This is a genomic window from Mycobacterium gallinarum (assembly GCF_010726765.1).
GTDB lineage: Bacteria > Actinomycetota > Actinomycetes > Mycobacteriales > Mycobacteriaceae > Mycobacterium > Mycobacterium gallinarum.
The window spans coordinates 1-24,580 of record NZ_AP022602.1 but is presented as its reverse complement, the minus strand read 5'-3'; the positions used below and the strand labels follow the sequence as shown (position 1 = coordinate 24,580).

Annotated in this window: 30 protein-coding genes and 4 pseudogenes; 12 read left to right on the top strand and 22 right to left on the bottom strand. The window is 64.9% G+C overall.

The features are described from left to right. Positions 1-8 precede the first annotated feature (8 nt). Both G6N42_RS30020 and G6N42_RS30015 read left to right on the top strand, forming a co-directional pair. Positions 9-416 (top strand): MerR family transcriptional regulator, encoded by a 408-nt coding sequence (locus tag G6N42_RS30020; protein WP_163738673.1) that lies wholly within the window; start codon positions 9-11, stop codon positions 414-416. After that, the gene (locus G6N42_RS30015) at positions 413-1,414 is read left to right on the top strand and encodes an alkylmercury lyase family protein (protein WP_163738670.1); all 1,002 of its coding nucleotides are present in this window, start codon (positions 413-415) and stop codon (positions 1,412-1,414) included. The genes G6N42_RS30020 and G6N42_RS30015 overlap by 4 nt, the downstream gene beginning before the upstream one ends. 46 nt (positions 1,415-1,460) lie before the next feature. Here the strand turns inward: G6N42_RS30015 and G6N42_RS30010 are convergent, their stop codons facing one another. The 4 genes from G6N42_RS30010 to G6N42_RS29995 form a co-directional block, all read right to left on the bottom strand. Beyond that, complete coding sequence (locus G6N42_RS30010) at positions 1,461-1,688, bottom strand: hypothetical protein (RefSeq protein ID WP_163738666.1); 228 nt, start codon at positions 1,686-1,688, stop codon at positions 1,461-1,463. Positions 1,689-1,817: 129 nt separating this feature from the next. Next, on the bottom strand, positions 1,818-3,149 hold the full coding sequence (locus G6N42_RS30005) for a hypothetical protein (protein WP_232076829.1): 1,332 nt from the start codon (positions 3,147-3,149) through the stop codon (positions 1,818-1,820). A 128-nt stretch (positions 3,150-3,277) separates the two neighbouring features. Continuing rightward, positions 3,278-3,610 (bottom strand): helix-turn-helix domain-containing protein, encoded by a 333-nt coding sequence (locus G6N42_RS30000; RefSeq protein ID WP_163738663.1) that lies wholly within the window; start codon positions 3,608-3,610, stop codon positions 3,278-3,280. Continuing rightward, a complete protein-coding gene (locus G6N42_RS29995) occupies positions 3,600-4,721 on the bottom strand; it encodes a tyrosine-type recombinase/integrase (RefSeq protein ID WP_232076826.1) in 1,122 nt (373 codons plus the stop codon). The genes G6N42_RS30000 and G6N42_RS29995 overlap by 11 nt, the downstream gene beginning before the upstream one ends. Before the next feature lie 393 nt (positions 4,722-5,114). On the opposite strand from G6N42_RS29995, the gene G6N42_RS29990 reads away from it, so the two are divergent. Both G6N42_RS29990 and G6N42_RS29985 read left to right on the top strand, forming a co-directional pair. Beyond that, positions 5,115-5,588 (top strand): hypothetical protein, encoded by a 474-nt coding sequence (locus G6N42_RS29990; protein WP_163738660.1) that lies wholly within the window; start codon positions 5,115-5,117, stop codon positions 5,586-5,588. A gap of 332 nt (positions 5,589-5,920) precedes the next feature. Continuing rightward, positions 5,921-6,424, top strand: coding sequence for a hypothetical protein (locus tag G6N42_RS29985; protein ID WP_163738657.1), 504 nt, complete (start codon positions 5,921-5,923; stop codon positions 6,422-6,424). Positions 6,425-6,559: 135 nt separating this feature from the next. On the opposite strand, the gene G6N42_RS29980 is transcribed toward G6N42_RS29985, so the two are convergent. Next, a complete protein-coding gene (locus G6N42_RS29980; protein ID WP_163738655.1) occupies positions 6,560-6,871 on the bottom strand; it encodes a hypothetical protein in 312 nt (103 codons plus the stop codon). On the opposite strand from G6N42_RS29980, the gene G6N42_RS31525 reads away from it, so the two are divergent. After that, the gene (locus G6N42_RS31525) at positions 6,861-6,995 is read left to right on the top strand and encodes a hypothetical protein (protein ID WP_286201669.1); all 135 of its coding nucleotides are present in this window, start codon (positions 6,861-6,863) and stop codon (positions 6,993-6,995) included. The two genes, G6N42_RS29980 and G6N42_RS31525, sit on opposite strands and share 11 nt — an antisense overlap. Before the next feature lie 115 nt (positions 6,996-7,110). Here G6N42_RS31525 and G6N42_RS29975 read toward each other — a convergent pair whose 3' ends face one another. The 5 genes from G6N42_RS29975 to G6N42_RS31390 all read right to left on the bottom strand — a co-directional run bounded on the left by G6N42_RS29975 (position 7,111) and on the right by G6N42_RS31390 (position 9,789). Further along, positions 7,111-7,353, bottom strand: a complete 243-nt coding sequence (locus tag G6N42_RS29975) for a hypothetical protein (RefSeq protein WP_163738652.1) — start codon at positions 7,351-7,353, stop codon at positions 7,111-7,113. A gap of 11 nt (positions 7,354-7,364) precedes the next feature. Beyond that, complete coding sequence (locus tag G6N42_RS29970; protein ID WP_163738648.1) at positions 7,365-7,652, bottom strand: hypothetical protein; 288 nt, start codon at positions 7,650-7,652, stop codon at positions 7,365-7,367. A 31-nt stretch (positions 7,653-7,683) separates the two neighbouring features. Beyond that, positions 7,684-7,935 carry a glutaredoxin-like protein NrdH gene (gene nrdH, locus G6N42_RS29965; protein ID WP_163738645.1) on the bottom strand — a complete coding sequence of 84 codons (252 nt, stop codon included), beginning with the start codon at positions 7,933-7,935 and terminating at the stop codon, positions 7,684-7,686. Positions 7,936-8,206: 271 nt separating this feature from the next. Then, positions 8,207-8,797 carry a hypothetical protein gene (locus G6N42_RS31395; RefSeq protein ID WP_232076824.1) on the bottom strand — a complete coding sequence of 197 codons (591 nt, stop codon included), beginning with the start codon at positions 8,795-8,797 and terminating at the stop codon, positions 8,207-8,209. 161 nt (positions 8,798-8,958) lie between these two features. Next, entirely contained in the window at positions 8,959-9,789 is an 831-nt protein-coding gene (locus G6N42_RS31390; RefSeq protein ID WP_232076822.1) for a ParB/RepB/Spo0J family partition protein, read from the bottom strand. Between the two features lie 102 nt (positions 9,790-9,891). On the opposite strand from G6N42_RS31390, the gene G6N42_RS29955 reads away from it, so the two are divergent. Together G6N42_RS29955 and G6N42_RS31385 are read left to right on the top strand one after the other, a co-directional pair. Continuing rightward, positions 9,892-11,091: a hypothetical protein gene (locus G6N42_RS29955; protein WP_163738642.1), complete on the top strand. Its 1,200-nt coding sequence runs from the start codon at positions 9,892-9,894 to the stop codon at positions 11,089-11,091. Next, positions 11,075-11,302: pseudogene (locus tag G6N42_RS31385) on the top strand (helix-turn-helix domain-containing protein); the annotation flags it as partial. The gene G6N42_RS29955 and the pseudogene G6N42_RS31385, both read left to right, overlap by 17 nt. Positions 11,303-11,386: 84 nt before the next feature. On the opposite strand, the gene G6N42_RS29945 reads toward G6N42_RS31385, so the two are convergent. After that, the gene (locus G6N42_RS29945; RefSeq protein WP_163738640.1) at positions 11,387-11,686 is read right to left on the bottom strand and encodes a hypothetical protein; all 300 of its coding nucleotides are present in this window, start codon (positions 11,684-11,686) and stop codon (positions 11,387-11,389) included. Positions 11,687-11,808: 122 nt separating this feature from the next. Further along, positions 11,809-12,216, bottom strand: coding sequence for a hypothetical protein (locus tag G6N42_RS29940; protein ID WP_232076819.1), 408 nt, complete (start codon positions 12,214-12,216; stop codon positions 11,809-11,811). Positions 12,217-12,833: 617 nt separating this feature from the next. Here G6N42_RS29940 and G6N42_RS31380 point away from each other — a divergent pair. The 3 genes from G6N42_RS31380 (at position 12,834) to G6N42_RS29920 (ending at position 15,401) form a co-directional block, all read left to right on the top strand. After that, complete coding sequence (locus G6N42_RS31380; RefSeq protein WP_232076817.1) at positions 12,834-13,295, top strand: hypothetical protein; 462 nt, start codon at positions 12,834-12,836, stop codon at positions 13,293-13,295. 148 nt (positions 13,296-13,443) lie between these two features. After that, positions 13,444-13,959: an MPT63 family protein gene (locus G6N42_RS31035; protein ID WP_174262313.1), complete on the top strand. Its 516-nt coding sequence runs from the start codon at positions 13,444-13,446 to the stop codon at positions 13,957-13,959. A 434-nt stretch (positions 13,960-14,393) separates the two neighbouring features. Further along, positions 14,394-15,401, top strand: coding sequence for an ATP-dependent DNA ligase (locus tag G6N42_RS29920; protein WP_163738637.1), 1,008 nt, complete (start codon positions 14,394-14,396; stop codon positions 15,399-15,401). Positions 15,402-15,440: 39 nt separating this feature from the next. Here G6N42_RS29920 and G6N42_RS29915 read toward each other — a convergent pair whose 3' ends face one another. The 4 genes from G6N42_RS29915 to G6N42_RS29900 form a co-directional block, all read right to left on the bottom strand. After that, positions 15,441-15,947, bottom strand: coding sequence for a hypothetical protein (locus tag G6N42_RS29915; RefSeq protein ID WP_163738634.1), 507 nt, complete (start codon positions 15,945-15,947; stop codon positions 15,441-15,443). Between the two features lie 237 nt (positions 15,948-16,184). After that, positions 16,185-16,691, bottom strand: a complete 507-nt coding sequence (locus G6N42_RS29910; protein WP_163738631.1) for a hypothetical protein — start codon at positions 16,689-16,691, stop codon at positions 16,185-16,187. Positions 16,692-16,982: 291 nt separating this feature from the next. Continuing rightward, the gene (locus G6N42_RS29905) at positions 16,983-17,441 is read right to left on the bottom strand and encodes a hypothetical protein (protein WP_163738628.1); all 459 of its coding nucleotides are present in this window, start codon (positions 17,439-17,441) and stop codon (positions 16,983-16,985) included. A gap of 73 nt (positions 17,442-17,514) precedes the next feature. Then, on the bottom strand, positions 17,515-17,826 hold the full coding sequence (locus G6N42_RS29900; protein WP_163738625.1) for a hypothetical protein: 312 nt from the start codon (positions 17,824-17,826) through the stop codon (positions 17,515-17,517). 138 nt (positions 17,827-17,964) lie between these two features. On the opposite strand from G6N42_RS29900, the pseudogene istA reads away from it, so the two are divergent. Then, positions 17,965-19,224: pseudogene (gene istA, locus G6N42_RS29895) on the top strand (IS21 family transposase). Next, entirely contained in the window at positions 19,221-20,036 is an 816-nt protein-coding gene (gene istB, locus G6N42_RS29890) for an IS21-like element helper ATPase IstB (protein WP_163738622.1), read from the top strand. The pseudogene istA and the gene istB overlap by 4 nt, the downstream one beginning before the upstream one ends. Positions 20,037-20,173: 137 nt before the next feature. Here istB and G6N42_RS29885 read toward each other — a convergent pair whose 3' ends face one another. From G6N42_RS29885 to G6N42_RS29860, 6 genes and pseudogenes are all read right to left on the bottom strand, one after another. After that, positions 20,174-20,875: a hypothetical protein gene (locus G6N42_RS29885; protein WP_163738619.1), complete on the bottom strand. Its 702-nt coding sequence runs from the start codon at positions 20,873-20,875 to the stop codon at positions 20,174-20,176. Continuing rightward, positions 20,868-21,371 (bottom strand): hypothetical protein, encoded by a 504-nt coding sequence (locus G6N42_RS29880; RefSeq protein WP_163738617.1) that lies wholly within the window; start codon positions 21,369-21,371, stop codon positions 20,868-20,870. The genes G6N42_RS29885 and G6N42_RS29880 overlap by 8 nt, the downstream gene beginning before the upstream one ends. 20 nt (positions 21,372-21,391) lie before the next feature. Further along, a complete protein-coding gene (locus G6N42_RS29875; RefSeq protein WP_163738614.1) occupies positions 21,392-21,751 on the bottom strand; it encodes a type II toxin-antitoxin system PemK/MazF family toxin in 360 nt (119 codons plus the stop codon). After that, positions 21,748-21,993, bottom strand: a complete 246-nt coding sequence (locus G6N42_RS29870; protein ID WP_163738611.1) for a hypothetical protein — start codon at positions 21,991-21,993, stop codon at positions 21,748-21,750. Before G6N42_RS29870 ends, G6N42_RS29875 begins: the two co-directional genes overlap by 4 nt. A gap of 1,138 nt (positions 21,994-23,131) precedes the next feature. Then, positions 23,132-23,474 (bottom strand): annotated as a pseudogene (locus G6N42_RS29865) (hypothetical protein). A 2-nt stretch (positions 23,475-23,476) separates the two neighbouring features. Then, a pseudogene (locus G6N42_RS29860) lies at positions 23,477-23,923 on the bottom strand (prevent-host-death protein). Positions 23,924-24,580 lie beyond the last annotated feature (657 nt).

Sequence of the window (24,580 nt, the reverse complement as noted above, 5' to 3'; positions counted from 1 at the left end):
ATGGGTGTATGCGACGTGGTGAGGTTGCCGCACTGGCCGGGGTGAACGCCGAGACGCTGCGCTACTACGAGCGGCGCGGCTTGCTGGACGAACCACCTCGATCGGTAGGGCGCTACCGGGCGTATCCCGACAGTGCTGTCGAGGTGGTGCGGTTCGTCAAGCGCACCCAAGAGCTGGGATTCAGTCTCGATGAGATCGATGAGCTGCTCCACCTGGCCAACGGCGGTCCCGACGACTGCGACCAGGTACGGATCCTTGCCGAGGTCAAGATGGAGGAACTCGCGCAACGCATCCTCGACCTCAACCGCGTGAGGGATTCCCTCGCTGAATTGGTGTCGACCTGCGAGTTTCCCCGTCGCGACCGGCGCTGCCCGATGCTGTCGTCATTGCACACCAACGAAGAAGGGCACCAATGAGACTGGAGATTCTGCAGGTTCCCGACTGCCCGAATGTTGCGGTGCTGCAGCGCCGGCTCGAACAGGCACTTGCCGGGGAGACCACCGAGGTGACGCTGGTCCACCGGGTGATCGATGACCCGCAGGACGCTACCGCGGCTGGAATGGTGGGCTCGCCGACGCTGCTAGTGGACGGTTGTGATCCGTTCGCTGTGGCCGGCGAACCACCCAGTCTGTCGTGCAGGCTCTACCGCGACGAGCGCGGCGCCGTAGCCGGTGCGCCGTCAGTGGCTGCCCTGCGAGACGCACTCGGCCTTACTGCCCGAGCCGGCGACGATGCCGATCACACCGCAGATGCCTGCTGCGCCCCGGCTGCCGGGGCCGATTCGGCGGCCGCCTCGTTGGGTTCAGCGCGGTTTCGAGCCGCGCCCAGCGATCCTGGCGAGACCGCCGTGCATCAGTGCATTCTGCGAGCCTTCGCCAAGCACGGCGCTGCGCCCTCGATGGCCGAACTCGCTAGCGCAGCATCGCCTTTCGAGTCACCAGTGGAGGAGATTTTGACTCGACTACATGCCTCGGACGTGATCCGGCTCGGCACCAGTGGACTCATCGAGGTCGCCTACCCGTTCTCCGCTGTTCCGACTCGCCACCGGGTCCGCCTCGCCCATGGCGGCGAGGCATATTCGATGTGCGCGGTCGACGCTCTCGGGATCGCCTTCATGCTCGACACCGACACGGTGATCGAGTCCTCGGACCCCGTTAACGGCAATCCCATCACGATCACTGTCGAGCGCGGCGAGCCGATCGGGCAGCCCAGCACCGCAGTGGTCTTCGTCGGCGTCCGATCCGGAACGGGCCCCTCGGCCGACACCTGCTGCGACTACCTCAACTTCTTCACCGATCGCCCATCCACCCACGCGTGGGCGGATCTGAATCCCCACGTGGTGGGCGGAATTCTGGGACTCTCCGAGGCCGCGCGTCTCGGCCAAACCATCTTCCGCGGCTTGCTCAACAGCTGACGACACATGAAACCGCATCGGAGTACGGGCCAACGCCAACCAGGCGCTAGAGCTTCAGCGTGACCTTTTCGCCTCGGCTGATCGATTCGGCCACGGTGGTGAGGGCAGGTTCTACGAGGGCGGTGCCGAGCTTCCTCTGCAGCGCCCGCTTCACAGCGTCGACCGATTGGCCCTTGTGCTGCCGGAAGACCGCATCGATGTCGCTCTGCATATTCTTCGCGACTTGCTTGGTGACGTTCTTCTCGAAGTTCGGATCCATCTTGAACCCTGCCATCGTGCTTCTCCTGCCCACGCGGTCCGACGTCGGGATCGTAGCGGCGGTCCCGACACCGAAGGTTACAACTCCGCCCCGAGGCATCCAAGCAACCCTGAACCGAATCAAAACCGAAGGCGTGCACCACCGTCACCGCCTACGGGTAGAAGGAAGTTGGGCTCGTTCGGCGATGTATTCGGTCCAGTCGCGGGCGGCGAGTGTGGCCCAGGCGGCGGCGTTGTTGTTGGTGATCCCGATGAGCTCGGCCAGGACGGGTGCGGGCATGTCGCCGGCGAGTTGGAAGAGAGTGGCTTTGCGGTTCTCGTAGGGTTTGATGCCGATGGCGACGAGCTGGGACCGGATGTTTTCGGTGGCAAGGTGGCGGCCGGGGTTACCGCCAGGAAACAGCCATCCGGTCTCGCGGGAGGCGTAGAGGCTCTTGCCTCGGTGCTCGAGGTGTTCGCGAATCAGATCGTCGAGGACGGGAGGCATCTGAATTGGAATCGAGCTGAAGGTGACGTGCACGGCCCGGTCATCGGTGATGGTGACCTGACTCGTTCGCATCGCCACAATGCGCGAAAGGGATTGAGCGAAAAGCAGAGTGAGCAGACCGCCAATGCGGGTGTAGCGGCGCAAGGTCGAGTCGTGCAACAGACGCTCGACGGCCGCCCAGCGCTGCGCATCGGACACAGTCACTGCCGGCGGCGGCCGCGGGACATCGGGAACGGTCAGCTTAGTGTTGATCCGGGAGTCGCGCAGCCAGACCACGAAGGCGTATTCGTGGCCAAGTGTCCTGCCGACGTGCGCCTGGTAGCGCTCCAACAGATCCCGGGTCGCGGTGGCCGCACTGGCGTCGTGAGCGGCGAGGAAGGCCACTAACTCGATAGCGACGCGGATACGTCGGCGACACGCGTCGGCCATGGTTTTGGTCAATCGGTCTTCGCGGGCGGCTTTGCGCATCTGCCGCAGCACATGCCAGTGAGCGAACCGGCGAATCAGGGCGGCGTCCTCGAAGGGCAGTTGGGCTACGACGTTCTCGATCCAGGGCAGCATCCTTTCGATTCGGATCTCGATCTGATCCAGGACGCCGACCGCGACGAGCAGGCTGCGCAGGTAGTCGTGGGATCGATCCGAGGGCAGGGCGCGGAAGGTGTCGTGGCTGATCTCGAGCGCGCCGCACGCCATTTGGCCTAGCAGTTGCGGACCGATACCGGGTTTCTTGCGCAGCCACCACAGTCCGGTCTGCGGGCGTTCGGAGTTCACCAATTCGTCGAACACCGGACGCAACCGGCGATGGATTTGACCGGTCGCTGGGTCGGTTAGCAGGTCGGTGAGCCGTTCGCGCAGGAAGCAGCGAGCGCACCGACTGTCGCCGTACGGGTGTTCCTCGCGGCCGCAGTCACGGCACGCGAAGATCGACTCGACACCGGCACACGACGCGCAGACGACGATCTCGCCGCGCAGCCATGCCAGCGGCCGCACGACGGCACACTGCGGGCAGGCTTCGGGGTGGTAGTGCCGTCGCCGGCGACAGCCGATGCAGATCCTCCGCCCATGCGCGAGTCGACTCAAGCCGTTGGTGCTTCCGCACTCCCAGCAGACGCAGTGATTCACCTACTGTCGCCGGGGCGGCGGATCTTGGCGCGGATCGGCCGCAGGTCGCCAATCCCGGGTCCGCTGTCGTTGACCGCGGGCGCCTCGCGGATCTGTTCCTGGGCGAGCTCGAGTAGATCGTTGGGCGTGCACGCCAAGATGTCGCAGAGGGCCGCCAGCAAGTCGAGATTGATCCGTTGCGGCGGTTTCGTCGCAACCCGGTGAACCATCTGTCGGGAGATCTCCACGCCACGCTCGTGCAGCGGCTCGACCAGGTCGGTGGTCGCGAACATGCCGTTCTCCGCCATCAGTTGGCGCAGGTTCCAACGGATTACCGTTCTAGTGCTCATTCCGGCTCCCGGTTGTCGTCGTGGATCCGTAGACGCGACGAAGCGCCGCCTGCAGGGTCTTGGTCTTGAAATCGTTCGACACCGAGGTGTAGATCGCAGTGGTCGAGGCATAGGAGTGCCCGACCTGTTCGGTGACGAACCGTTCCGGGTAGCCGAACTCGATCAGGTGGGTGACATAGGAGTGCCGCAGGCAGTGCAAGGTGAGGTCTTTCGGCAGACCGGCCTGCCCCCGCAAGAACGCGAACCGCTTGTCCATCGTCTTCGTTGACACCCGCTGCTGGCGTTCGGTCAGCCACAGCTCCTCACGCGGTCCGGGACTCAACAGCGGCCGGGCCTGCTCGACCCACTGGCGCAGTCCGTCGATCACCCAGTCGAACTCCGGGACGGCCAACACGGTGCGACGCCGCGGGTTGCTGCCGCGGCTGGACTTCGCGTAACGGACGTGGACGGCACCGAACGTTCCCCACGCCGGCATCCGCGGGTTCGGACGCAGATCGACGACGTCCAGGAAGCACAGTTCCCGGCGGCGTAACCCGAATGCGTAGGCCGTCTTGATCATCTGTGCGTCTCGCAGCGCCGCTAACGCGCCCTTGCGACCCGACCGCGCGACCGTCTCGACGCGGTCATCGAGAAAGCCGAACAAGGTTTCCACCTCGTCGTAGGAGAACGGTCGCCGGGCTGGCTTGCCCTCGTACTCGACCAGATGCGCGGCGGTGTTGTAGTCGTGACAGATCTGCGACGGGATCCTGCCGAACCGTTGCTCGCACTGGGAGGTCCAGCCGTAGCGGCCGTCGAGAAGGTAGTCGCAGAACATCCGCAACGTCAGGTGATAGCCGCGGATCGTGGACGGCGCTAGACGATCGGTGCCGGACATCAAACTGGCAGTGAAGTCCTCGACGTCACCGGCCGTCCAGTCCCAGGGCAGCGATTCGGCGAACGCAGTGAACCTTCGCAGCAAGGCGATCCGCGGTTCGATCGTGGCGTCAGCCAGCAGTCTCGACTTCTGTTGGCGCCCCCATCCTGAAAGCATCGCCTCGAACACCGCCGCCGGCTCATTCAGATGCACCACACCAGGCGCCAGAACCAAGTGAGCCGAACCCGGAACACTCACTCCGACCTCCACTGCGGACGTAAACTTAAAGTGGACATTGACAACGGAAAGTTACCACGTCCCCGACGCTATTGATTCACCAGGCCAAACGGAAACGTGACTAAAGTGCCCACGAGGAACCCACCCCGATGCACCACCAGGCTCCGTCCACTCTGAGTTGATTCGCGGCAGTCTTTTCCTGAGTGCAAGAGGTGTGTGGTCTGTCGGTGGGCTGTGGAAGGGGGGTCAAGGCAGAGAGGTGGAGGGGGCTGTGCGGTGGTGGCGAGAGGAGCGGGCGGCGGTGTGGTGAGGGTAGCGGCGGTAGTGCGGCAGGAGCGACGGAAAAAATTGAGGGATGACGAATGTGGCTGTGGTGGTGGCCCGGTCGGCCTGTCGGCTCTTAGGGTCCCGACCATGACAGCACCACGGATATCGAAGGTTGAGGCCCGGAAGCGGGCGCATGAGGCGACCCGGCGCGCCAACGAGGCTCGCGCCGCGCGGGACAAGGCGAACATCGACGACGCCGCGGACTTTCTCGTGGCGGTCGGCAAGATCGCCGAGGTCGAGTCCTGGAAGAAGGAGCGCCTGGCTCAGCTGCGCGCGCAGGTCGACGCGGAAGCCGCGAAGCGGGTGGCTGTCCATCGGGCCAAAGCCGGCGCGGCGATCGCACGCATGCAGGGCCGCGGTGAGACGCTGACGACGATCGCCGCGCGGACAGACGTGGGGATCGGAGTTGTTCGCACCATGGCGCGGCATGCTCCGAAACCCGAGAACCCCTCGGCCGGGGGCGGTTCGCATGCACTAGGCGGGGGTGGTGTGGATGGCGGGCCGTTGAAGGCTGCTGGCCCCTACTCCGGCGAGCCGCCGGCCGATGCCGTCTCGGCGTGAATGGTGCGGGCGTTGCGCCGTGGTGAGGCGAGGTCGACGGTGCACGGGGGGAGCGCGCCCCGGTGGCGCCGGTCGGCCCGTGCGCCTGGCGTGATGTCGACCGGCCGCTCCGCCGGCCGCGCCGCGGCCGCGCTAGCCGGTTGCGCATCATGCGGCGAGAGGCGTTCGTTGATTGCGTCGCAGGGTATCTGGGCATCGCGGCTCCGGTCGCTCGGTATGCGGCGGTTGCATGACCGCACAGCGGTGCGGCTCGGGAGTGCGTTCACAGCACCGGGGGAGCGGGCCGCGGTCGACGCTCTGAATGTCGGTGTCGACGGCTAGGTTCATCGGCCATGAGAAGCGCAGGGAAGCTGATCGTTGATCGGCGTGTGCACGCTGCTGAGATCGCGCGCTTTCACAGCCATGTCGTCTGTGGGCCAACGGCTTCGGACTGCAACATTTGGACCGGGGCGATCGGCGCCGATGGCTACGGTCGCTTTTACCTCACTCGAGCGGGCTCGGGTCTGTGCGTTCGTCCGCACCGTTACGCGTTGGCCATCGTGTCCGGTGTGGTGGCCGCTGGGGTGCTTGGGCTCCACGAGTGCGACAACCCAGTGTGCGTCAAGGTCGCGGCGGTGACAGATCCCCGCCAGCACGTCGTGTCGGGGTCGCAGGGCGACAACATGGAACGCATGGCGCGGATGCGCCGTGGCGGCGGCCGATATGCGGTGCGACGCTTCGATAGTCGCGGCGTTCGTAGGCAACGCTCGGTGGCGCTGCGCGAAGCGGTGCGCCACGGTTGGGATGCCGCTGCGGTGCAGGCGGCCCTGCTGGGCGACCAAGCCACGCTGTGGTGAGGTCGGCCAGAGCTCGTCGAGGTCCGGTGAAACATGTCGCCGGGTGTGCCGAGCTGGGTGGTGTGGGGCACGGTGTCGCAGCGCCGGGCTGGAGGGCTGGAGGGGGTGTGCGGCGGTGATGTCGCGCGTCGGCGCTTAGCCTCGCTGCAGGAGCACCGCGTCGCGCGGCGGTGCCGCAGTGGCGGCGTCGAACCACACGGGCATCGCAGCGACTTCGGCTGTGCGCGCCCAGCAGTTGCGGTGCTGCCCGCTGTCCAGCACGGCCGAGCCGGATCGTTTGACGACGTACTTGATGTGTTCTCGCGCGTGGACGAGTGAGCGCGCCAGGCGACGATCAGCATCGGCTAGGCCGGCGATGCGTGGATCGTCGAGACTCGCGTGTTCGATGACGACGGGATCGGCCGTTGCCGGGAAGGGCGCAAGGAAGTTCTGGACCGTGGCCAGCACGATGGTCCACGCCCTCGTGTACGTGACAGCTCTGGCGGCGGCCAACCATGGCGGGGTCGCCGAACAGCTCGCGGTAGCCGTCCTGCCCGGGATCGGTGCCCAGGACTGCCTTCAGCTGTGCTAGCTCCATCGGGCAGTTGGATGGCCCGCCCATCTCTGGCCATCGCACTCCCATGCCGTGGGGGTTAGGGCAGCTCGTCGACCCTGAGGAGGTAGTAGGCCATGCGGACGTCGGTGGGTTAGGGCGCCAGCAGCGTGGAGCGGCGCGTGAACTGTGCCGGGCCGCCAACCTCGAACGCCAGCACGTCTACTCCGAAGTATTGCCCGACCAGCATGGGGTCGTCGTATCCCAAATCTCCATGCACGCTCTGCAAGTACTCCATGGCCTTCTCGCATGCGAGTCTGGCGGCGTTGTCGGCGGTCTCGGCGATGGCCGTCGCCTCCACGGCGGTCCGAACGTTGGCGAGGAAGACGGTTGTCATTCCGGGGGTCCTTAAGACGCGAGTGCGTGGATGGGGCTGGCGGCGGCGAAGACGGTCTTGAGGTCGCGGCGGGCGTCGAGTTCGGAGTAGGGCTCAATGGTGGCCACGCCGACGACGCGGGGCCGTGCCTCGGCGAGGGAGAGGAGCTCGAACGCCGTGTGAGTGGCGCTGAGCTGAGTGGGTCGGTGGTAGTAGTCCGAGATCACCAGGTACGCGTGCAGGGCGGCCTGGGCGGCTTCTGGGGTGTCGTGCTGCGTGCTTACGTCGCGGCCGTGCTCGTCGATGGTCAACGTGTACATGGGTGGCTCCTGTCGGCTCTGTGGCGGGGTCTTATGCGGCGGCGGTGGCGTGGGCGAGGGCCCTGATCCGATCGGGCCGGAAACCTGACCAGTGGTCGTCGCCGGCCACCACCACGGGGGCCTGGAGGTAGCCGAGGGCCATCACGAAGTCACGGGCTTCGGGGTCGGTGCTGATGTCCACGACGTCGTAGGCGATGCCCCGCTTGCCGAGCGCCTTGTAAGTGGCGTTGCATTGGACGCAGGCGGGCTTGGTGTAGACGGTGACCGTGGCGGTGGTGCTCATTTCGCGCTCCTTAATCGTCGGTATTGCGGGTTCTTTCTGTAGCTTCGATTCTAATTGCTGAACGTTAATTCGGCAACGCATAGAGCATACTAGAGCGCCCACTTTCGGCGGTGACTAGACCTTATTGGCGAACGCTATTAATGGCACTAGGACCCCTTCTGTTTTCGCACTAGGAACCATTCTTGCAATTCTCTATTATTGGCGTTTGTTCTTTACCCGAACGGACGAAAGGCCCCGGGAGCCCAGCTACTCCCGGGGCCTTCGTCGGCCGCTAGTCCTCTTTGCAAGCCTGTCGGTACACGGTGTCGGCTTTGCGTTTGCTGAGGATCACCTGCTCGATGTCGCTGAGGGGGTACCCGCAGACCTCAGAAAGCCAGGTCAGATACTTTTTCGTGATCTCTTGGGGTGCGCGCCAGGCGTCTTTGGCCGTCCGGGCCTCAGTTGTGGCGAGCACCATTCCGAGCAGGATCACCAGCGCGCGGCCGTCGCCGGTGGCCGGCAGCTTGGCGACGGCCATCTTCGCGGTCTCGTTATCGGCCAGGCCGAGCAGCTCGGGCGCGAGCTTCTGGCCGTGGTAGTCGTTGAACAAATCGGGCCGGTTGACAATCACATCAGCGAGGTAGAGGGCCGCGCCCTTCGGTGCGGTCTTGCGGGACAGCAGCTTGTCGCGCACCCACTCGCGGCGCACGATCGCCGCCGCTTCGCCGAGCTTGTTCAAGGCAATGAGCTTGCGGCGTTCCGCGCGTTCCTTCTCGGCCTCTTCCTGGCGAGCCCGCTCGCGGTCGGCTGCACCGTCAGGGTCGCTGGCATCGGCGAGGCGGTCGGCGTCGAAGCCGTACTGGCGAGCCGCCCAGTCGGGCATGGTGACCCCCGGCGCCGCGCGGGTTGCAGCAGTAGTACTCCGGGCTCCACGCGGTGGTCTCGGTAACGGTTCGGATGTGCCGGTAGCCCTCGGCCGGTTCCAGGGTGGGATCGTCGGCGGTCTCGAAGTCGATGTCGTGCTCATCTACCGGTTCGCCGGTCTCAACGTCGAGGAACACTTCTTCGCTTTCGAGGACGACTGCCCAGTGCTGGGGGGTCCATCGCGGCGATCGTCTCGTCGGTCAGGGTCTTACCCTCCGCGTCCCGCAGGTAGTTGGTCGGGATGTAGGCCTTGTCGGACCAGCCTGGGCGGCGATCCAGCACCGTGTAGCCCTTCGCTGTGAACCCTGCTGCTTTCTCCTCGTAGCGGCGTCGGTCTTCGCGCTCGGCACGCAGTTGAGCGACGCGGTGGTCGAACTGGTCGGTGCCGGCCACCTTGATCAACTCGGCCTGGGCCGCGTCGTCGCCGTCGAACTCGACAAAGCTGGTGGCCTCCACCAGGTTGAGCTGCCCGGTGTCCAGAGCGCTCATGGCCTTCTCGGACTCGATGGCGACCTTGGCTGCGGCGACGGCGTCCTTCGTGGTGGACAGTCCTTTGGCCACCTTGGTGAGCGACACCCCGTCTAGCAGCAGCTGGTTGATACCCCGAGCGCGCTCGGCTTCGGTGAGCGGTGCGCGGTGATCATTGGCCACGATCTGTTCGATGACACGCTGGGCGCGAACGCCGGTGTCGGTGCCGTCGAGGGTGCGTACGTACACCGGCACTGAGGTCAAGCCGACCTGGCGGGCCGCCTGGATGCGGCGCTGTCCCTCGCGCACGAAGGGCTTGTCCTGCCCGTCGATCCGCACCGCAAGCACGGGGACGAGGACTCCGTGTTCCTCAATGGAGGCGAGGAACTCGCGATCCAGTCGGGGGTCCAGTCGAACGTTGTCTTCGATCTCAATGTCGTTGGGGTGCAGGTGAAGAAGCTCGGGGGTGGCGATGGTGGTCATCGGGGGGTTCCTTTCTCAGTCGGTCGAACCTGTTGCCTATAGGCTACACCATGATGTAGCCTATAGGCAACACATTTGTTTGATGAGAAGGGTCGATTCCCGATGAGTGTGAGCCTCGACCAGCTCCCCGGCTTCGCTGAAACCGACTGCGGCTCAACGGTGGTGATGAGCTACGGCATGGGCGTCGATTCCACCGCGATCCTGCTCCGCTGGCTTACCGACCCGTCCAGCCGAGACTTCGACCTGCAAGACCTCATCGTCGTCACGGCCGACACCGGGGGAGAGTTCGAACAGACGATCAGCGACGTCGAGGAAGTCGTGCTTCCCGAATTGCGTCGTCATCGGGTTCGTTTCATCCAGGTCGGCCGATCGAAGCGCAAGACCACCGCAAACGGGGATGGCGTCGCGGTCCTGCAGGACTCCATCGAGCCCACGCGCTTGTACAGCGCCGCCTACACATTGGCAGACGAAATGCTTTCGGCCGGAACGGTTCCGCAGATCGGCGGCACGCGCATGTGTTCCATCCACGCCAAAGGCAATTGCCTGGATCCCATCATCGCTGCGGTGACGGCCGGACGTCGCTATCGCCACGTCGTGGGATTCGAAAGTCATGAGGGCGCCCGGGCCGTCAAGGACGCGCTGTTCAACACCGACCGCCGCACCGGCTGGTACCCGCTGCGCGACTGGGGTTGGGATAGAACACGCTGCTCCGATTTCATTGCCGAGATCACTGGGCGCCGCTGGTCGAAGTCAGCGTGCGGATACTGCCCGTTCGCGATGCGCACCGAAGCCGGGCGAAGCAGCGTTGTCCAACGGTGGCGCCGCGAACCAGAGAAGGGTGCTCAAGCCCTGTTCCTCGAGCACGTCGCGCGCAGCCTCAACGAACGCCAAACCCTCATCGAGGGCAGCTCTGCGGCAGACTTGGTGGCCTCCGCCGGGTTGACCCAGGTGCGGGCCCGCTTCGACGCGATGCTCGACGAGTGTGAACACGCCGTTTACGAGGTCCGCCGGCTCACCCGCAGGTCCTCCAGCCGGGCCCAAGGCCGCGGTATCACTGCGCGCTCGGTGCGGGCCGTGGCTCGTGGCTCGCGCAGGCAGATGGACGAGGAGCTTGGCAGCCACGCCGGTGAGCGACAAATCGGTGCGGATGGGATCGTGCGCCAGGTCCTGCGTGAGAGGGACGATCAGCTTCCGGCGTTGCAACACTTCTTCGTCGTGTGCCCGGCCGTAGTGGACAGCAAGCAACGACCGGGTTTCGAAGCGTGGTGGCAGGAGGCGACGACCGATGCTGTGCTGTTCTGAGTACACCCACGTCCACCCCGCCGGTGTAGCCTTTGGGCAACGCCAAAAGGGGATGGGCATGGAGGCGACACCCTCCGATGACGGTTCGCTCATCCTCGCCGCACTCGGTGCGGCCATCCGCGAACACCGCACCGCCGCCGGCCTGACGCAGGCCCAGCTTGCCGAGCGTGCGGGCATCGGCCGTCCCCACCTCAATCACATTGAGGGCGGCCGCAAGAGCCCGACCGTAGTGGTGCTGGTCCATCTGGCCCGCGGCCTTGGCGTCGACCCGCGGTCCTGCTGCAGACGCAGCCGCTCAGCGAGGCGACACACTGAGGCTGCGCGCCGCCTCGATGCGTTGTATCAGTGCGGCGGCCTCGGCGTGGTCGGCACGCCCAGCTTCGTCGGTGCCCGTCCGAATGAGTGCCACCAGGTCGCCATCGGCCCGCAGCTCGTAGCGCGGTGCCTGCGGCAACTCATCGATCCGCGCGTCATGCATGGCGTCGAGTGTGGCGGCCAGGACGGCCGTCACCGCGTTTTCGTGGCCCTCTGCGGTGTCGATGATCGTGTCGACGCGGCCGTCGATTATCATCGCCAGTGACCAAAGAACGGTCATTGTGCTGTCTCCCTTGCGTCGGTGTCCTGGGCCCGATTGTGAGCGGCTGAACGCCAAAAGCCGGGCCTGCCCTCCACGGTTGTGGATAAACAGACCCGGCTCGGCGCGGCTGTGGATAACTGCTAGCCGTTCGGCGGCGCGTAGTCCCGTTCGCGGGGATCTGCGGCGAAGTCCGGGCCGTCAAGGAAGACCTGCACCCCGGTGCGATGGGCCGTGGTCAACAGTTCCACGGCGCTGATACCACCAGCCTGATCGAGGATCTGGAACGTGACTGGTCCCATGTGCAGGTCGAGCCAGCGGAGTTGGCGTGCGCGGTCCCGCGACAGCTCCTGTCGGGGCACGACCGCATAGGCAGGTCGGCGCATCCAGTCGATGGCCACGGTCGGCAATGCGAAGGGCTCGGCCGTCGCCGGGCGGGCGCCGGGATCTGTCGGGGGATGAGCGTCATCGCCGATCGTGCCGCGCAGAACCCCTCCAGTACGCCCTGCACGGCCTGCGCTGACAGCATCGTCATGAGCAGTCCACCCCATTGCAGCCGTAGACGGGCGTTGGGGGAGCAGGCGTGATTTACGGCGATGTCGCCGTTCTGCTCACCCTGTACTCGGACGATCGTGTGGCTCACCAATGCGGCGGGGGTCACATGGGCTTCGGCGGAACGAGATTTCATCAGACTGCCTTTCAGTGGATGTTGCTTATAAGCAACAGTCTATCGTGAAAAGCACTGTCTAGCAACACTTTTAATGACCTTTCATGCGTGTCACTTCACGCCAAACACCCTCCGTGTCAGGGCCTTTCGTTTCTCGACCACCGGGTACGCCGCCGCGTCGAGCAAAGGGGGAGAATCTCTGAACAGAGTGGCGCGGCGCTGGCGCCCCCGCTGGAGACGGGCCTGCATGCAAGCTGCCCCTCCTCACCCGCACGCCGGCCACAGCCACAGCCGACGCAAGTTCCTTCAGCCGGCGGTCCTGGACTCAGCTGACCGGGAGTGCCGAGCTGTTCTGGACGCGAAGCTGCCTGGTGGTGGACTTGGCTTCCTGCAGGAAAGCCCTGTATGCAAACGCGCCCTGCACTTCCCGAGAATGGGGTGGGCCGCGAATGTGCCTCTGGTGGTGGACTCCGCCGCGGCGCTCTCCGTAGCGTCCCAGCCATGACCACACCGGGACCAGCGAGTCTGCAGAGCGCCGAAAGCGACTTGCAGATCGCATTATCCGAAGCCGACCCGCACCGGCAGGGTGAGTACGCCAGATCGGCCGCCGACACCGCCGCAGAAGTGGCCTTGGACAACGCAGTGAGCCGCGCCGATCGCGAACGGGCAGTGGCGCTGACGCAAGAGGCCATGACCCTGACCGCCCGCAGCCTGCTGCGCGAGTCTCGAGCGATCCTCGTGGAGGCTCGCAACAACACCGATCCACAACGCCGGCGCGAGCTGGCTCGGACGGCAGTGAGTAAGGCCCGCCAAGCGACGCGCCATCGCGACATTTCCGACGACGAACGAGCCGCAGCACGTCAAGTGATTGGTTACGGGCGGATGCTCGACAGGACTGTCGAAGCTTCTGCGCGTCGGCAGCACGTCGAGCCCGAGCGTAACGAGCCGGGCATTGCAATCTGAGCACTTTGACAATGCGCGGAGAATTCTGGCGCGGTCCATGGACCAGCTCAGCGCGAGCTCGCGGCGCTGCTGATAGCTTGAGGCCACGCTCGGCGTATGTTTGGCCCGGTACGCGCTACCGTCTTAGCCGACAGAAGGAGCCGACCACGTGAAGTTGACGACCGTATTGGCCACGACCGCGGCGGTCGCCGGTGCCGTCTTGAGTGCACCAATCGCACACGCGGACAACCCATCTCCGACCCTGGTGCCGTTGGGGCAGTCCGCCGAGTTGGTTCACGGTCCGGTCGTGCAAGCGTGGACGGTCAAGGATCTCAAGCCTAGTAGCGACGTCATCCCCTACCCAGTGCGTGGCGTGCTGTGGGAGGCCACCGCCACCGACACCGCCATCGCGGGTTCGGTCACCCCGATCGTGTCCAACTTCAACGCCCGCGCCCGCAACGGAGACACCTACCGCGTCCTCTTCGGCGCGGCCACGCCTCAGGGCGTCAATCCCGCCACCCTCGCCCAGGGGCAGCACACTACCGGCACGCTGTACTTCGACGTCACGGGCGCTCAGCCTGACAGCCTGGTCTACAACGACGGCGCTCGTGACCTTGCGATCTGGGTAACCCTGCCGCACCGCCAGCAGGGAGTTCCCCCTCCTATCGCCCCGGCCCGGTCTTGAACCCGGGCCGTTCACAGGACATGGCACCCGCTGAAGCGGCGGAATCGCCGGAGGGTGAAACACCCATCGCACCGGCACCCGCGAGTAATCCGGAAAGTCCCTTGCCAACAACTAGTTTCGGTACCCCGCTGCCCGGTAGCGCGGGGACTCCGTTGCCTCCTGCGGAGGGCACCACCCCCGGGGTGGCTCCGACTCCGGCAACCACACCCGGCACCGCCGCAGGAACGCCCGTGCCGACTGGGCCGCCAGCACCGGCTGTTGCGCCGGCAGTGCCCACCACGGTGCCCGCTGGCAGCGCTGGCACACCTCTGTCGCCGGCTACGGTCCCGCCAGCCGCGCCGTCCGCGAGTGAGGCCGCGCCCGTCTCGCCAGTCACGACGACGCCTGTGCCAGTGCCCTGACGTGTCAGAAGCCGCGGCGATGCCTTAGGGCACATGAGGGGCCTGCGTAACCTCGGTGTGGTGGAGAACGGCAGAACTAGGGGCCTGCGCCGGCAGGCTCCGGTGCCGATGCTGGCTACCCTGGGCCGCCCGCCCACCGGGGATGATTTTGCTGTTGAAGTGAAGTACGACGGGCAGCGCGGCCTGGTGGTCCTCGACGACGACGGACTTGCTGTCTTTACTCACAATGGCGCGGAGGTGTCGCGGACTTTCCCTGAACTTGCCGGGATCCGCGGCGCGGTCGGCGGTCGCCGCGTCATCTTGGACGGCGAAATCGTCGCGGTCGGCAGCGACGGGCGACCGTCATTCATTCGGCTACAGCGCCGGTGGCCGCAACAGCGACGACCCAGCGCGGAGTTGGTCCGCGAGATGCCTACGCGCTTCTTAGCCTTCGATGTCCTGGCCATCGATGGTGTCGATGTCACCGGCGAACCCTACGGCCGCCGCCGGGAAATCCTCGATGCGGTCATGGTCGTTGATCAGTCGCCGGCCATGACCGTTCCCCGGCACTGGGTGGATGTGCCGCCGGCCGACATGCTCGAAGTGTGCGCGGCCAACGCGATGGAAGGCATCGTCGCCAAGCACCTGGACTCACCGTACCGACCCGGCCGATCCCCACTGTGGGTGAAAACGATGGTGCGCGCTACCGCTGAGCTGGCGATCGTAGGACACATCGACACACGCTCGGCGGGCGGAAGTGTCGGCACGCTGCTGGTGGCCGGATACGACGACAGCGGCGATCTGCTGCTCGTCGGCCAAGTCGGCACCGGGATGAGCCAGCGTGAGCGGCGAAGGCTGTTTGAGCTACTCGATCCCATCGAGATTTCGCACCCGCCGGTGAGTAACCCGGCGGCGGTCGCTGGCGTGCGATGGGTGGCTCCGCGATACGTCGGCGAGATCGCCTATCGCGAGTACACGCCGGGCCGCTGGCTGCGTCACCCGTCGTGGAAGGGACTCCGCGATGTCGCGAGTTCCAGCGCGCGGGTGCCGACTGCGGCCTGAGCCACCGTGCTTTCGCACTGCCAGCCGGGGCATGCACGGTCACCAGTAAGGCGGTAACCGCTCTAGGTAGGAATGGTCTTGGCGCATAGTCCTTCTGGCGTTTTCTGCGGCCATACTGTGGTCCCAATTCTTGATGCGGGCTTCGAGCCATGACCGCCAATCGGAGTTCACGCCGCCAGCGCATAGGGCCGCCATGTATGAGGCGGTGAGCATGTCGCGCTGCACCATAAATGTCGACAACGATTGTCGGGCAGTCTGATCATTCATGGCGTCGCTGCGCGTGATAAGCGCAATAGCGTCGATAACGGACGGCGAGGTGGCGACTCGTGCGGCTACCGGCATGGACGCGCCGAGTTTCGCAGAGGTGGCATGTTGGGCTAGCGACATCGTACGGTGCTCAATAAGTGCTGCGCGGGCGTCGTCAAACCAACTGTCCAGTGCTGCTCGCCATCCCGGAGAGTGTCCGGGTTCCCAGGCCGCTGAAGGCATCTCGTTGATTGCCGTCACGACTGCCGCGTGGACGCCGTACGGGTCGGCACCGGTCACCAGACCAGCGAGAACGCTGCTGTGTGCGGTGTTCTGGCGCCACCGGTGATCGAGCTCCCCGTCGCGAGCTTTGCAACGCTTGCCGCAGGACCTCGCCGTAATACAAGCGGAAGTTTATCTGGCCGAGTTCCGCACTCGGGTTCGGGAACGGATAGGTCATCGCGGGAAGCACCTCCGTGAAAACATCGACTTAACAACATATTTCGTCACTATGGCGGCAACGGATCGCCGTTGGGTCTAGAGGTCGCTAAGGGGAAGGGAGTAGTAATCGTCATAGTGGCGGTCCAGGTAACGGAATGCCGCAGCGATTTCGCCACTGTCGAGGCTCACCCGCAGGGCAGTGCTCACGCCACCCCATATTGCGCCGAGCCCCACTGGGTGACCTACGGCGCTTTGAAGAACCTTGTGGAAATGCGCGAGTGCGCGCATGCACAGTTTGGGATCGGTGCGCCACGCCCAGGCCAACAGGCGGCCCATTGGGTCTCCGGCGTGAGCGAGTTTGCCTTCGTACCACTCTGATTCGGCGATTGCAGCAGCTTCCTGTTCGGCCAGCGCAGAGATCATGGCGATTCTCAGGAGTGGATCATCAAGCACTGGCGCGTCTGGCGGAAAGATGTGCGCGACTACGGCAGAACCCTTCACGACGTGAGTCGTTAAGCCGTCGCCGGCATCTGCAATCAGAGAGTTGAACCCGTTCCGCGCCTCGCTCACCGAGCGCATGCGGCTAGGGCTGATGTTGACCATGCCGCAACGATGTCAGGATGCGCCGTAAATCACGCCTAAATACACGCCGCTTAGGGCGCGCCGCTGAGTTCTGCGCGGCCCTCCACCGCGGCGTGCCATATGTGCGCTCTCGAACCGAACGCACGATCGGTCATTGGACCACCGCCGCCGGAGAGCTCGCCGGTGCGCGTCTCCGAGGAGCTCAGCGAGGTAGCACTCGCGGTGCCCGTGAGGGACGGAGCGGCGCAGCCAAGGCTCGGCGTCGTCGAGCGCTTCCGCGGACGGGTCTAGGTGTCTAGGCGTACCAAGACTTCATGGTCGGGTGGGCGGTGATCGCAAGTAAGTGAGGTGATGTCGGCCGTCTGTAATCATCTGATTGCAGACCCGAAGCGGGCTTGCCAGCCAGGCGCGCGATAGGCCCACAGCGAGGCAATGAGGACGGGCCCAATCGTCCCATTGCGAATCGACGGCGATCGGTCGATCGAGCAGCGGCGCTGACCGTGAGAGAGCGGTCGCCGCCTCGACGTCATCGAGCAGGCCCGCGGCCCACGGCATCTGACAGAGCGCGTGCAGAACGATCCGTCGATACTCGGGATCGCCCGTCAGATAGGCGTGTTTGTGGGCCGCAGCGCTGTAATGGCGGTCGCTGCCGAGGTGGGCGCGTAGCCGGCGCTCCAGTTGCTTGTAGGGGTGGCTCGGGCCCGCGTTCTTGCCCAGGCCGGGCGGCCAGGGCAGCGAGCCCAGTCGGCGGATCACAAATCGGTGGGCCATCGTCTTCTTCGACCTTTACCGGACTTCTCGGTACTCGACTGGATCGTCGATGTTCACCTGCTGGCTGCGCACCTCACCATTCCCAGGTCGTGAGCGCCTGGGCCACCTTCCTTGGCCAGCGAATAGGAGACTCGTCGAGGGGATAGTCCTTGGAGTACACAGGGTCGTCACCTGGATCAAACAAGTGCTTGAAGCCCTCACGGTCAAGCAGTAGGTACATGGGTCGGACTTCGCCGTCGTCGCATCGGAGTGCGAGATAAGCGCGCCCCTTGGCCACACTCGCGTCGATTGCGATGGCGTTGGGGTATTCACGCTGGAGTGCTGCGGTGATCGATAGGCGCGGCCGAGCGCGGGTTTCAGTTCCAGGAATCGCATCCCATCCCATTGTGACCCCTTCTTACGATCAACTCGACGCCAGCCAGCCGGCCGGTGTCGGCGTCGTCTGAAAACTGACCCCGTGTCGACGCCCGAATTTTGACCCCCTTCGTCTGAGTCTCGGCTTGTGAGCCGAGAGGAGAAGGAGTTGTTGTCAGTGGAGGACTGGGCTGAGATCCGCAGATTGCATCGAGCGGAGGCGTTACCGATCAAGCTGATCGCCAGGACGTTGAAGATCTCGCGGAATACGGTGCGCACGGCGTTGGCCAGTGAGGGGCCGCCGAAGTACGAGCGCAAGCCGATGGGGTCGGCGGTGGATGAGTTCGATGCCGCGATCCGTGTTCAACTCACCGTGGTGCCGACGATGCCGGCCTCGGTGATCGCTGAGCGGGTCGGGTGGACGCGCGGGATGACGGTGTTCAACGAACGGGTGCGCGAGTTGCGTCCGGCGTATCTGCCGCCGGACCCGACGGGGCGCACGATCTATGACGCTGGTGACATCGCGCAGTGCGACTTGTGGTTTCCTCCGACCACGATCCCGGTCGGGTACGGGCAGAGACGTTCACCGACGCAGTTGCCGGTGCTGACGATGGTGCTGGGTTATTCGCGGTGGCTTGCCGCGATCCTGTTGCCGTCGCGGCGTGCCGAGGATCTGTTCACCGGGTGGTGGCAGCTGATCAGCGCCCTGGGCGCGGTGCCACGGACCCTGGTCTGGGACGGCGAGGGCGCGATCGGGCGGTGGCGGTCCGGTCGCACCGAGTTGACCGGGGACTGTCAGGGGGTTCCGCGGGGTGCTGGGCACCAAGGTGGTGGTGCTCAAACCGCGCGAACCGGAACACAAGGGGATCATCGAACGGGCCCATGACTACTTGGAGCGGTCGTTTCTGCCCGGCCGCACCTTCACCGGTCCGGGGGACTTCAACCACCAGCTGGGCGCGTGGCTGCACGTGGTCAACGGGCGGCGGCGCCGGGTGCTGGGGTGTGCACCCACGGATCGGATCGGCGCGGACCGCCAGGCGATGTTGACCCTGCCGCCGGTGGCGCCGCAGGTGGGCTGGCGTAACTCCACGCGGTTGGCGCGTGATCATTACGTGCGGTTGGACTCCAATGACTACTCCGTGCACCCGCAGTGATCGGGCGCCGCATCGAGGTCACCGCGGATTTGGATTGGGTGCGGGTGTTCTGCGACGGCACGACCGTCGCCGATCACGAACGGGTCTGGGCGTGGCATCAGACCGTCACCGACCCAGAACATCGCGTGGCGGCGAACATGCTGCGCCATAACAGGATCAACGCTCTGCGCCCGGTTGGTGAGCCCACCGACCAGGTGATGGTCGAGCAGCGGCTGCTCAGTGACTACGACGCAGCGTTGGGAATCGATCTGGGCGACGGCGGGCTGGTGTCATGACCACCAAGACCACGACCAAGACCGCGGCCACCTCGTCGAGCCATCGCGATCTGTCCGCCGAGATCGGTTTCCTGACCCGCGCCCTGAAGGCCCCCACGATGCGCGAGGCGGTCACCCGGCTGGCCGAGCGGGCTCGCACCGAGTCCTGGACCCACGAGGAGTTCCTGGTGGCGTGCCTGCAGCGCGAGGTCTCCGCCAGGGAATCTCACGGCGGTGAGGGCCGTATCCGGGCGGCTCGATTCCCGTCACGAAAGTCATTGGAGGAGTTCGACTTCGATCATGCGCGTGGCCTCAAACGAGACCTCGTCGCCCACCTGGGGACCCTGGACTTCGTCATCGCCAAGGACAACGTCGTCTTCCTCGGCCCGCCGGGCACCGGCAAGACCCACCTCGCGATCGGGATTGCGATCCGGGCGTGCCAAGCCGGGCACCGGGTGCTGTTCGCCACCGCGTCGGAATGGGTGGCCCGGCTAGCCGAGGCCCACCACAGCGGCCGGCTGCAACCCGAACTCGTCCGGCTGGGCCGCTACCCGCTGATCGTGGTCGATGAAGTGGGCTACATCCCATTCGAGCCCGAGGCCGCCAACCTGTTCTTCCAGTTGGTGTCGTCCCGATACGAGCGAGCCTCGTTGATCGTCACCTCCAACAAACCGTTCGGCCGGTGGGGTGAAGTGTTCGGCGACGACGTCGTGGCCGCCGCCATGATCGACCGCCTCGTCCACCACGCCGAAGTGATCGCCCTGAAAGGAGACTCCTACCGCATCAAAGACCGAGATCTCGGGCGCGTCCCGGGATCGACCACCGAAGAATGAACACCAAGGGGGTCAATTTTCAACCGTCGTAAAGGGGTCAATTTTCGACCGTCGTTGACAGCCGGCTCGCAGAACCCCGAGGGTGCATGAAACTCGGGATGGTTGATCCTTCCCTGGCACCCAAATTGGGAACCGAGTCAGACCACGGGGACGCGAATGGTCTGTTCGCGACAGATGTCCAGCGAGGCCCGCGCGTCGTCGAGATATGTGTACGCGGTTGCTTGCCCAAAGAACTGCGGGTGCCCAGGAATGCTGATGCAGCCGACGCGCGGCCAGTCCGGGTCGACGCGGTCGGTCGAGACGAGCCGGCGTGCGGGTCGGCCTTCGGATGCCGGCGGCGCAAACGACGACATCGCCAGGAGCCCTGCGGTGGTGGGCAGCATCGTGTAGGCGACTTGCGACACCGCCCAGGCGCGGAGGTCGCCAGCTTCCACCGTGTCATCTACGGTGGCGTCGAGGACCAGCAGCGCCACGCTGATCGGCATGCCAGCGGTGAGGGTGTCGTTCTCATCGAGGTCGGGGGCAAGCCATTCCCCGTCGAAAAGCTCACTGAATGCCTCGGCCTGGTCGCCGTAGAGCGCCAACACCTGTGCCGCCGGCTCATAGCCTAGGCGCAGGAGCAGGAAGTCCACGGAGCCCACAACGACGTCGGGAGCACCAGCGGCGGCGTCGAGTGCAGAGAGCGAGAGTTCCGCGCGCCAGTCAAGACAGCACGACACCGTTCCTGACCAGGAATCGCGGCTCTCGTAATGCATTCGGGGAGCACCGAATTCGAGAAATCCGCGGGCGTCGATGGAGGGCGGGAAGTGATCTGCCCGGGCACGAAGAAAACTACTCATATCCATTGCGGAGTTCATGAATCCTCAGCGGGGTCAAGCTGCGGTCGTGACGGATTAAGAGCACCTCGCGCAGGGATCTCCCAGAGGTTTGAGAGGCGTAAAACCGGTCGATCTCATCTCGGATCTCAGCCGGTAGTTCCGAAAGGTCGGAGGATGCCGTGTGGGATGACCAATCACGTTGCTGTTCAAGCCAGGCCGCGAAGGTGCGCACCCTTTCGGGGTCGACCGCCAGCGACGGCCGATCGATCAGGTCGCTGGGCGGTAGCGCCTGCTCGACGACGACAATCCGGCGCGCCGCGGGCTTTCCGAACTCGTCGATCCACATGTGACACAACAGCCACCAGCGTGGCGCGTAATGCCATTCGCCCCGAGCGTCGGGTTCGACGCCGGGACACCACCCGAAGTGTTCGGTCAACCGCTCGACCGGCCAGTAGATCGGCTCATGCGAGCCCCAGAATGTGAGTTCCACCAGGACCATTGGCGGTGGGACAGTCATGGCGACCCCTTCTATATTCGTCACGGTGACAAAACGTCGTCATTGAGGAAGTCGTTGAGCCACCGACGTATTGAGGCCAGACAGCTGCTGTCGATCGTCCCGGCCACGCTGGCGATCCGTTGCCGGCTGATGGTGCGTGGTTGTTCGGTCATCGCGTAGGTAGGGCGGGGCAGCGCCAGGGTGGGGCCAGTGAGCTGGACGTGCTGCGGCCAGCCGCGGTCAGTGGTTGTGGCGGGAACTACGATGGCCAACTCGGTGACGGCGTCCAAGTAGCCCGACGAGGCGACGATGACCGCGGGCCGGCGCCCCGCTTGTTCGCGGCCCACGGTGGGGTTCAGGTCGACCCACACCACCGAGCCGGGCAGCACGGGAACATTCACTGATTCGCCTCGGTGTCGACGTCGACCGCGGCCCAGTCGGCGGTTTCCGCACGCCAGCTGGCCAGCGCCGGTTCGTCGGCGCTGCGGATGGCCTCGGCCACAGCCGCGATGCGCTTGTGTCGATCGTGCTCGTCCATGAGCTGCTCCAGAAATTTCTGCACCGTGGCGTCTTCTTGTCCTGCGGCGGCACTGATGCGCTCGCGCAACGGCTTGGACACCTTGATCGTCGTGAGTTCCGCCATACGGCTAGTCTATCAGAGGTATCCTTGTTATGGATACTTTTGGTATACCGATAAGCTCCGTTATGGTCAAGTAGGGCGCGGGCATCCGGGCGCTGCCGCCTGCGCTCGCCCGATGCGTCCGTCGTTGTAGCGACCGCGCGTTCGGGGCCGTTAGCAAATGATTGTCGATCGCGATGCGACACTGACCGAGAGCGGCCGCGTGAAGGACCGAAAAGTCTTCAAATCCGAGCCTGACGGCATTCCTCCCGCGGGGCAATTACGTCACTGTGACGGTTCCCGAGTCTCTAAACCTGCTGTGCACCAACACTTTCCACTCTCATGGATAATCTCTATTATCCATGAATGATCCCGCCGTTTTCATCTGATGAATCAACCGGTTGCCGCCGCCCGCCGGTGCGACCGTCGCTTCTATTGACCGAATGCTGCTGTTGGCCAGTGGTATTCGGGTTGACGGCAGGGTGCGAGAGCGGGTGGGTCGTAGCGCGGCCGCTTGATGCCGCAATCAGCGAGATGCGTAGACAGGGTCGTTGATCGCCGACCCATCGAGCAGGTTCATCCGGTCGAGCAACGAGCGACCTCGCGTTCGGTTACGAACTGAGCTGCGAGCGCCTTCTCGTATGCCGTCCTCTCGGAGACATTGTTGGGATCGGGATCGAGGACGGCCCCGAGGCCCGTATTCCTGGGGGCGTATTTCGGTTAGGCCATTCCGTATGGAGCCATCGCCAGGCAGATTGCGACAACAAGCGGCGTCGCGACGGATACCAAGCGCCGGCGAGGTTGCGCGTCCGAACTTCCTCGCTGCGGAAATGCGTTCCGGCCCCGCCGAGTGCTGGCCCCAGGGAGCGATCGGATGCCACTCAGCGCCATCGCTGCGGCGAACGGGCTGGTGATGATGTAGGAGCGCATGCCCAACTCGCTGTTCAACTGGGGCGCGCTATGTCACCTAACGGTCGTGGGCAAGCACGACGGCACCGATCGCACGACGAATACGGCCGAGTCGAATACGGCGGTTTACCGGTAGATAACATCCTATTGCGCTGCCCCCCAATTGTTTTCACCCGACGGTGTCTGTCTGGTCTCGATCCATCTGGCGGTTTTCACAATAGATTTGGCGGAATCCGATGTGTCGCGTGTCGCCCTACTTCGTTTCATTCGGGTGACTGGTGTGCACCTGCTCCAAGTACACCGTACGGCCGTCGACGAAGAACCAGATGCGGGCGGTGCCCTTGATCGTCGGTTTGTGCTGCCAACGCTCATGGACCTTGTCCCCGCGAGTGATCGTGCCGAGCTCGCCGCGCAACGGGTAGTTCGACGGGGTCTTAGCCAGGGGCGTCCGGGTCAAAAGTCCCAGGCCTCGGCCGGATTCCGGATCGTCGCGGCGAGGTCCTGCCACCCCTGCGGGCGTTGGTGGTCGCGAAGCGGATCTCGTACTCCATCTTCTTCGGAGGACGAGGGACGAGCTCGCCGCGCTTGCCGGCCACCGCTACGGCCGCTCCACAAGCTCATCATCGTCAGAGTCCAACCAATCCAGGTCGGCACGGCCGAGACCAGCGGCGATGGCGGTCGCAGTCTCCCGCCACGAGGTCAGCTCCGCGAGCGCCAAGTGCGGTTGGTCGGTGGAGAACGACGCCCGAGCGGCGTCAACGAGGGCTTGAGCGCAGGTGGCCCGGTCCTCCAGGGACAGCGCGAGCATCCACGGAAACGCCCGTGACATCCGCTCGGCGAGCGGACCGTCGTCGTCCACAGCTACGCCGATGAGCTGCGCGGCGAACTCGAGCAGGCGGGCGCGACCCTCCGCGCTGCGACATGAGCACGAGCGCCTCGTCACGGCGGGTCACCGTCACGGGTGGTCCTCAGCCTCGGCGAACACCTCAGCGGAGTGCTTGCTCAGGTCCGCGCGCGTGGAGGCGCGAAGAGCTGTCGTAGTCATGCCGCCATGGTATTCGGAAATGTTCGGAAGTCCAATGTGCAGCCCACGGCCTCCCTAATCTACCGACAGGTCCAAGGCCGTCGTTCCACTAGCAAACAATCAACTCCCCTGGCCGCCAACCTCACCAGGAGTCAATACGTGCCGCCGTACTGGCACTCAACTAGATAATCACCAACCGTTCCCAAAACCTCTGACCACCAGCCCAATGCGGGAATACGGCGGAATCGAATACGGCGAGTTACCGGTAAATGTCGCCATCTAATGGGCGTCCCGCCGTAGTAGACGATGCCCCTGCGCAGCAATAGCTTCGAGAGCCGGTTATGGGCCGCCATCAGGTCCTGGCGGCAGTCCTCACACGACCGGTACAGGGCCCTCCCACAACTGTGGCTCTACCGGCCAGGACCACATTCCTGACGGCTGATCACCGAGCACCGATCCGAGATCGCTCGCCTCATACCTGTCGCCCACGACCGTGGGTTGACTCCTAGACGGCTTGTGCCTCGGATGGTGAGGCCCCGCGAGGAGTGGCTGAAGAGAGGTCTGCAAAGCCGAAAGTTGGGTGCCCTCCTCGCTTCCATCCAAATCGAGGCGAGGAGACAACTCATTAGACGGCCCATCCGTAGCCTTTGGCCAGGTGCTTATGACTCCGACGGTGCG

Coding starts and splice junctions, on each gene's coding strand:
- G6N42_RS29955 (WP_163738642.1), top strand. CDS start 9,892: ATGAGTGTGAGCCTCGACCAGCTCCCCGGCTTCGCTGAAACCGACTGC.
- G6N42_RS31380 (WP_232076817.1), top strand. CDS start 12,834: ATGACCACACCGGGACCAGCGAGTCTGCAGAGCGCCGAAAGCGACTTG.
- G6N42_RS29975 (WP_163738652.1), bottom strand. CDS start 7,353: ATGACAACCGTCTTCCTCGCCAACGTTCGGACCGCCGTGGAGGCGACG.
- G6N42_RS29990 (WP_163738660.1), top strand. CDS start 5,115: ATGACAGCACCACGGATATCGAAGGTTGAGGCCCGGAAGCGGGCGCAT.
- G6N42_RS30020 (WP_163738673.1), top strand. CDS start 9: ATGCGACGTGGTGAGGTTGCCGCACTGGCCGGGGTGAACGCCGAGACG.
- G6N42_RS29900 (WP_163738625.1), bottom strand. CDS start 17,826: ATGGGATGGGATGCGATTCCTGGAACTGAAACCCGCGCTCGGCCGCGC.
- G6N42_RS29985 (WP_163738657.1), top strand. CDS start 5,921: ATGAGAAGCGCAGGGAAGCTGATCGTTGATCGGCGTGTGCACGCTGCT.
- G6N42_RS29905 (WP_163738628.1), bottom strand. CDS start 17,441: ATGGCCCACCGATTTGTGATCCGCCGACTGGGCTCGCTGCCCTGGCCG.
- G6N42_RS29870 (WP_163738611.1), bottom strand. CDS start 21,993: ATGGCGGAACTCACGACGATCAAGGTGTCCAAGCCGTTGCGCGAGCGC.
- G6N42_RS29940 (WP_232076819.1), bottom strand. CDS start 12,216: ATGGGGTGGACTGCTCATGACGATGCTGTCAGCGCAGGCCGTGCAGGG.
- G6N42_RS29880 (WP_163738617.1), bottom strand. CDS start 21,371: ATGACTGTCCCACCGCCAATGGTCCTGGTGGAACTCACATTCTGGGGC.
- G6N42_RS29910 (WP_163738631.1), bottom strand. CDS start 16,691: ATGGTCAACATCAGCCCTAGCCGCATGCGCTCGGTGAGCGAGGCGCGG.
- G6N42_RS30015 (WP_163738670.1), top strand. CDS start 413: ATGAGACTGGAGATTCTGCAGGTTCCCGACTGCCCGAATGTTGCGGTG.
- G6N42_RS30000 (WP_163738663.1), bottom strand. CDS start 3,610: ATGAGCACTAGAACGGTAATCCGTTGGAACCTGCGCCAACTGATGGCG.
- G6N42_RS29945 (WP_163738640.1), bottom strand. CDS start 11,686: ATGACCGTTCTTTGGTCACTGGCGATGATAATCGACGGCCGCGTCGAC.
- istB (WP_163738622.1), top strand. CDS start 19,221: ATGACCACCAAGACCACGACCAAGACCGCGGCCACCTCGTCGAGCCAT.
- G6N42_RS30010 (WP_163738666.1), bottom strand. CDS start 1,688: ATGGCAGGGTTCAAGATGGATCCGAACTTCGAGAAGAACGTCACCAAG.
- G6N42_RS29885 (WP_163738619.1), bottom strand. CDS start 20,875: ATGAGTAGTTTTCTTCGTGCCCGGGCAGATCACTTCCCGCCCTCCATC.
- G6N42_RS29920 (WP_163738637.1), top strand. CDS start 14,394: ATGAGGGGCCTGCGTAACCTCGGTGTGGTGGAGAACGGCAGAACTAGG.
- G6N42_RS31390 (WP_232076822.1), bottom strand. CDS start 9,789: ATGACCACCATCGCCACCCCCGAGCTTCTTCACCTGCACCCCAACGAC.
- G6N42_RS29970 (WP_163738648.1), bottom strand. CDS start 7,652: ATGTACACGTTGACCATCGACGAGCACGGCCGCGACGTAAGCACGCAG.
- G6N42_RS31395 (WP_232076824.1), bottom strand. CDS start 8,797: ATGCCCGACTGGGCGGCTCGCCAGTACGGCTTCGACGCCGACCGCCTC.
- nrdH (WP_163738645.1), bottom strand. CDS start 7,935: ATGAGCACCACCGCCACGGTCACCGTCTACACCAAGCCCGCCTGCGTC.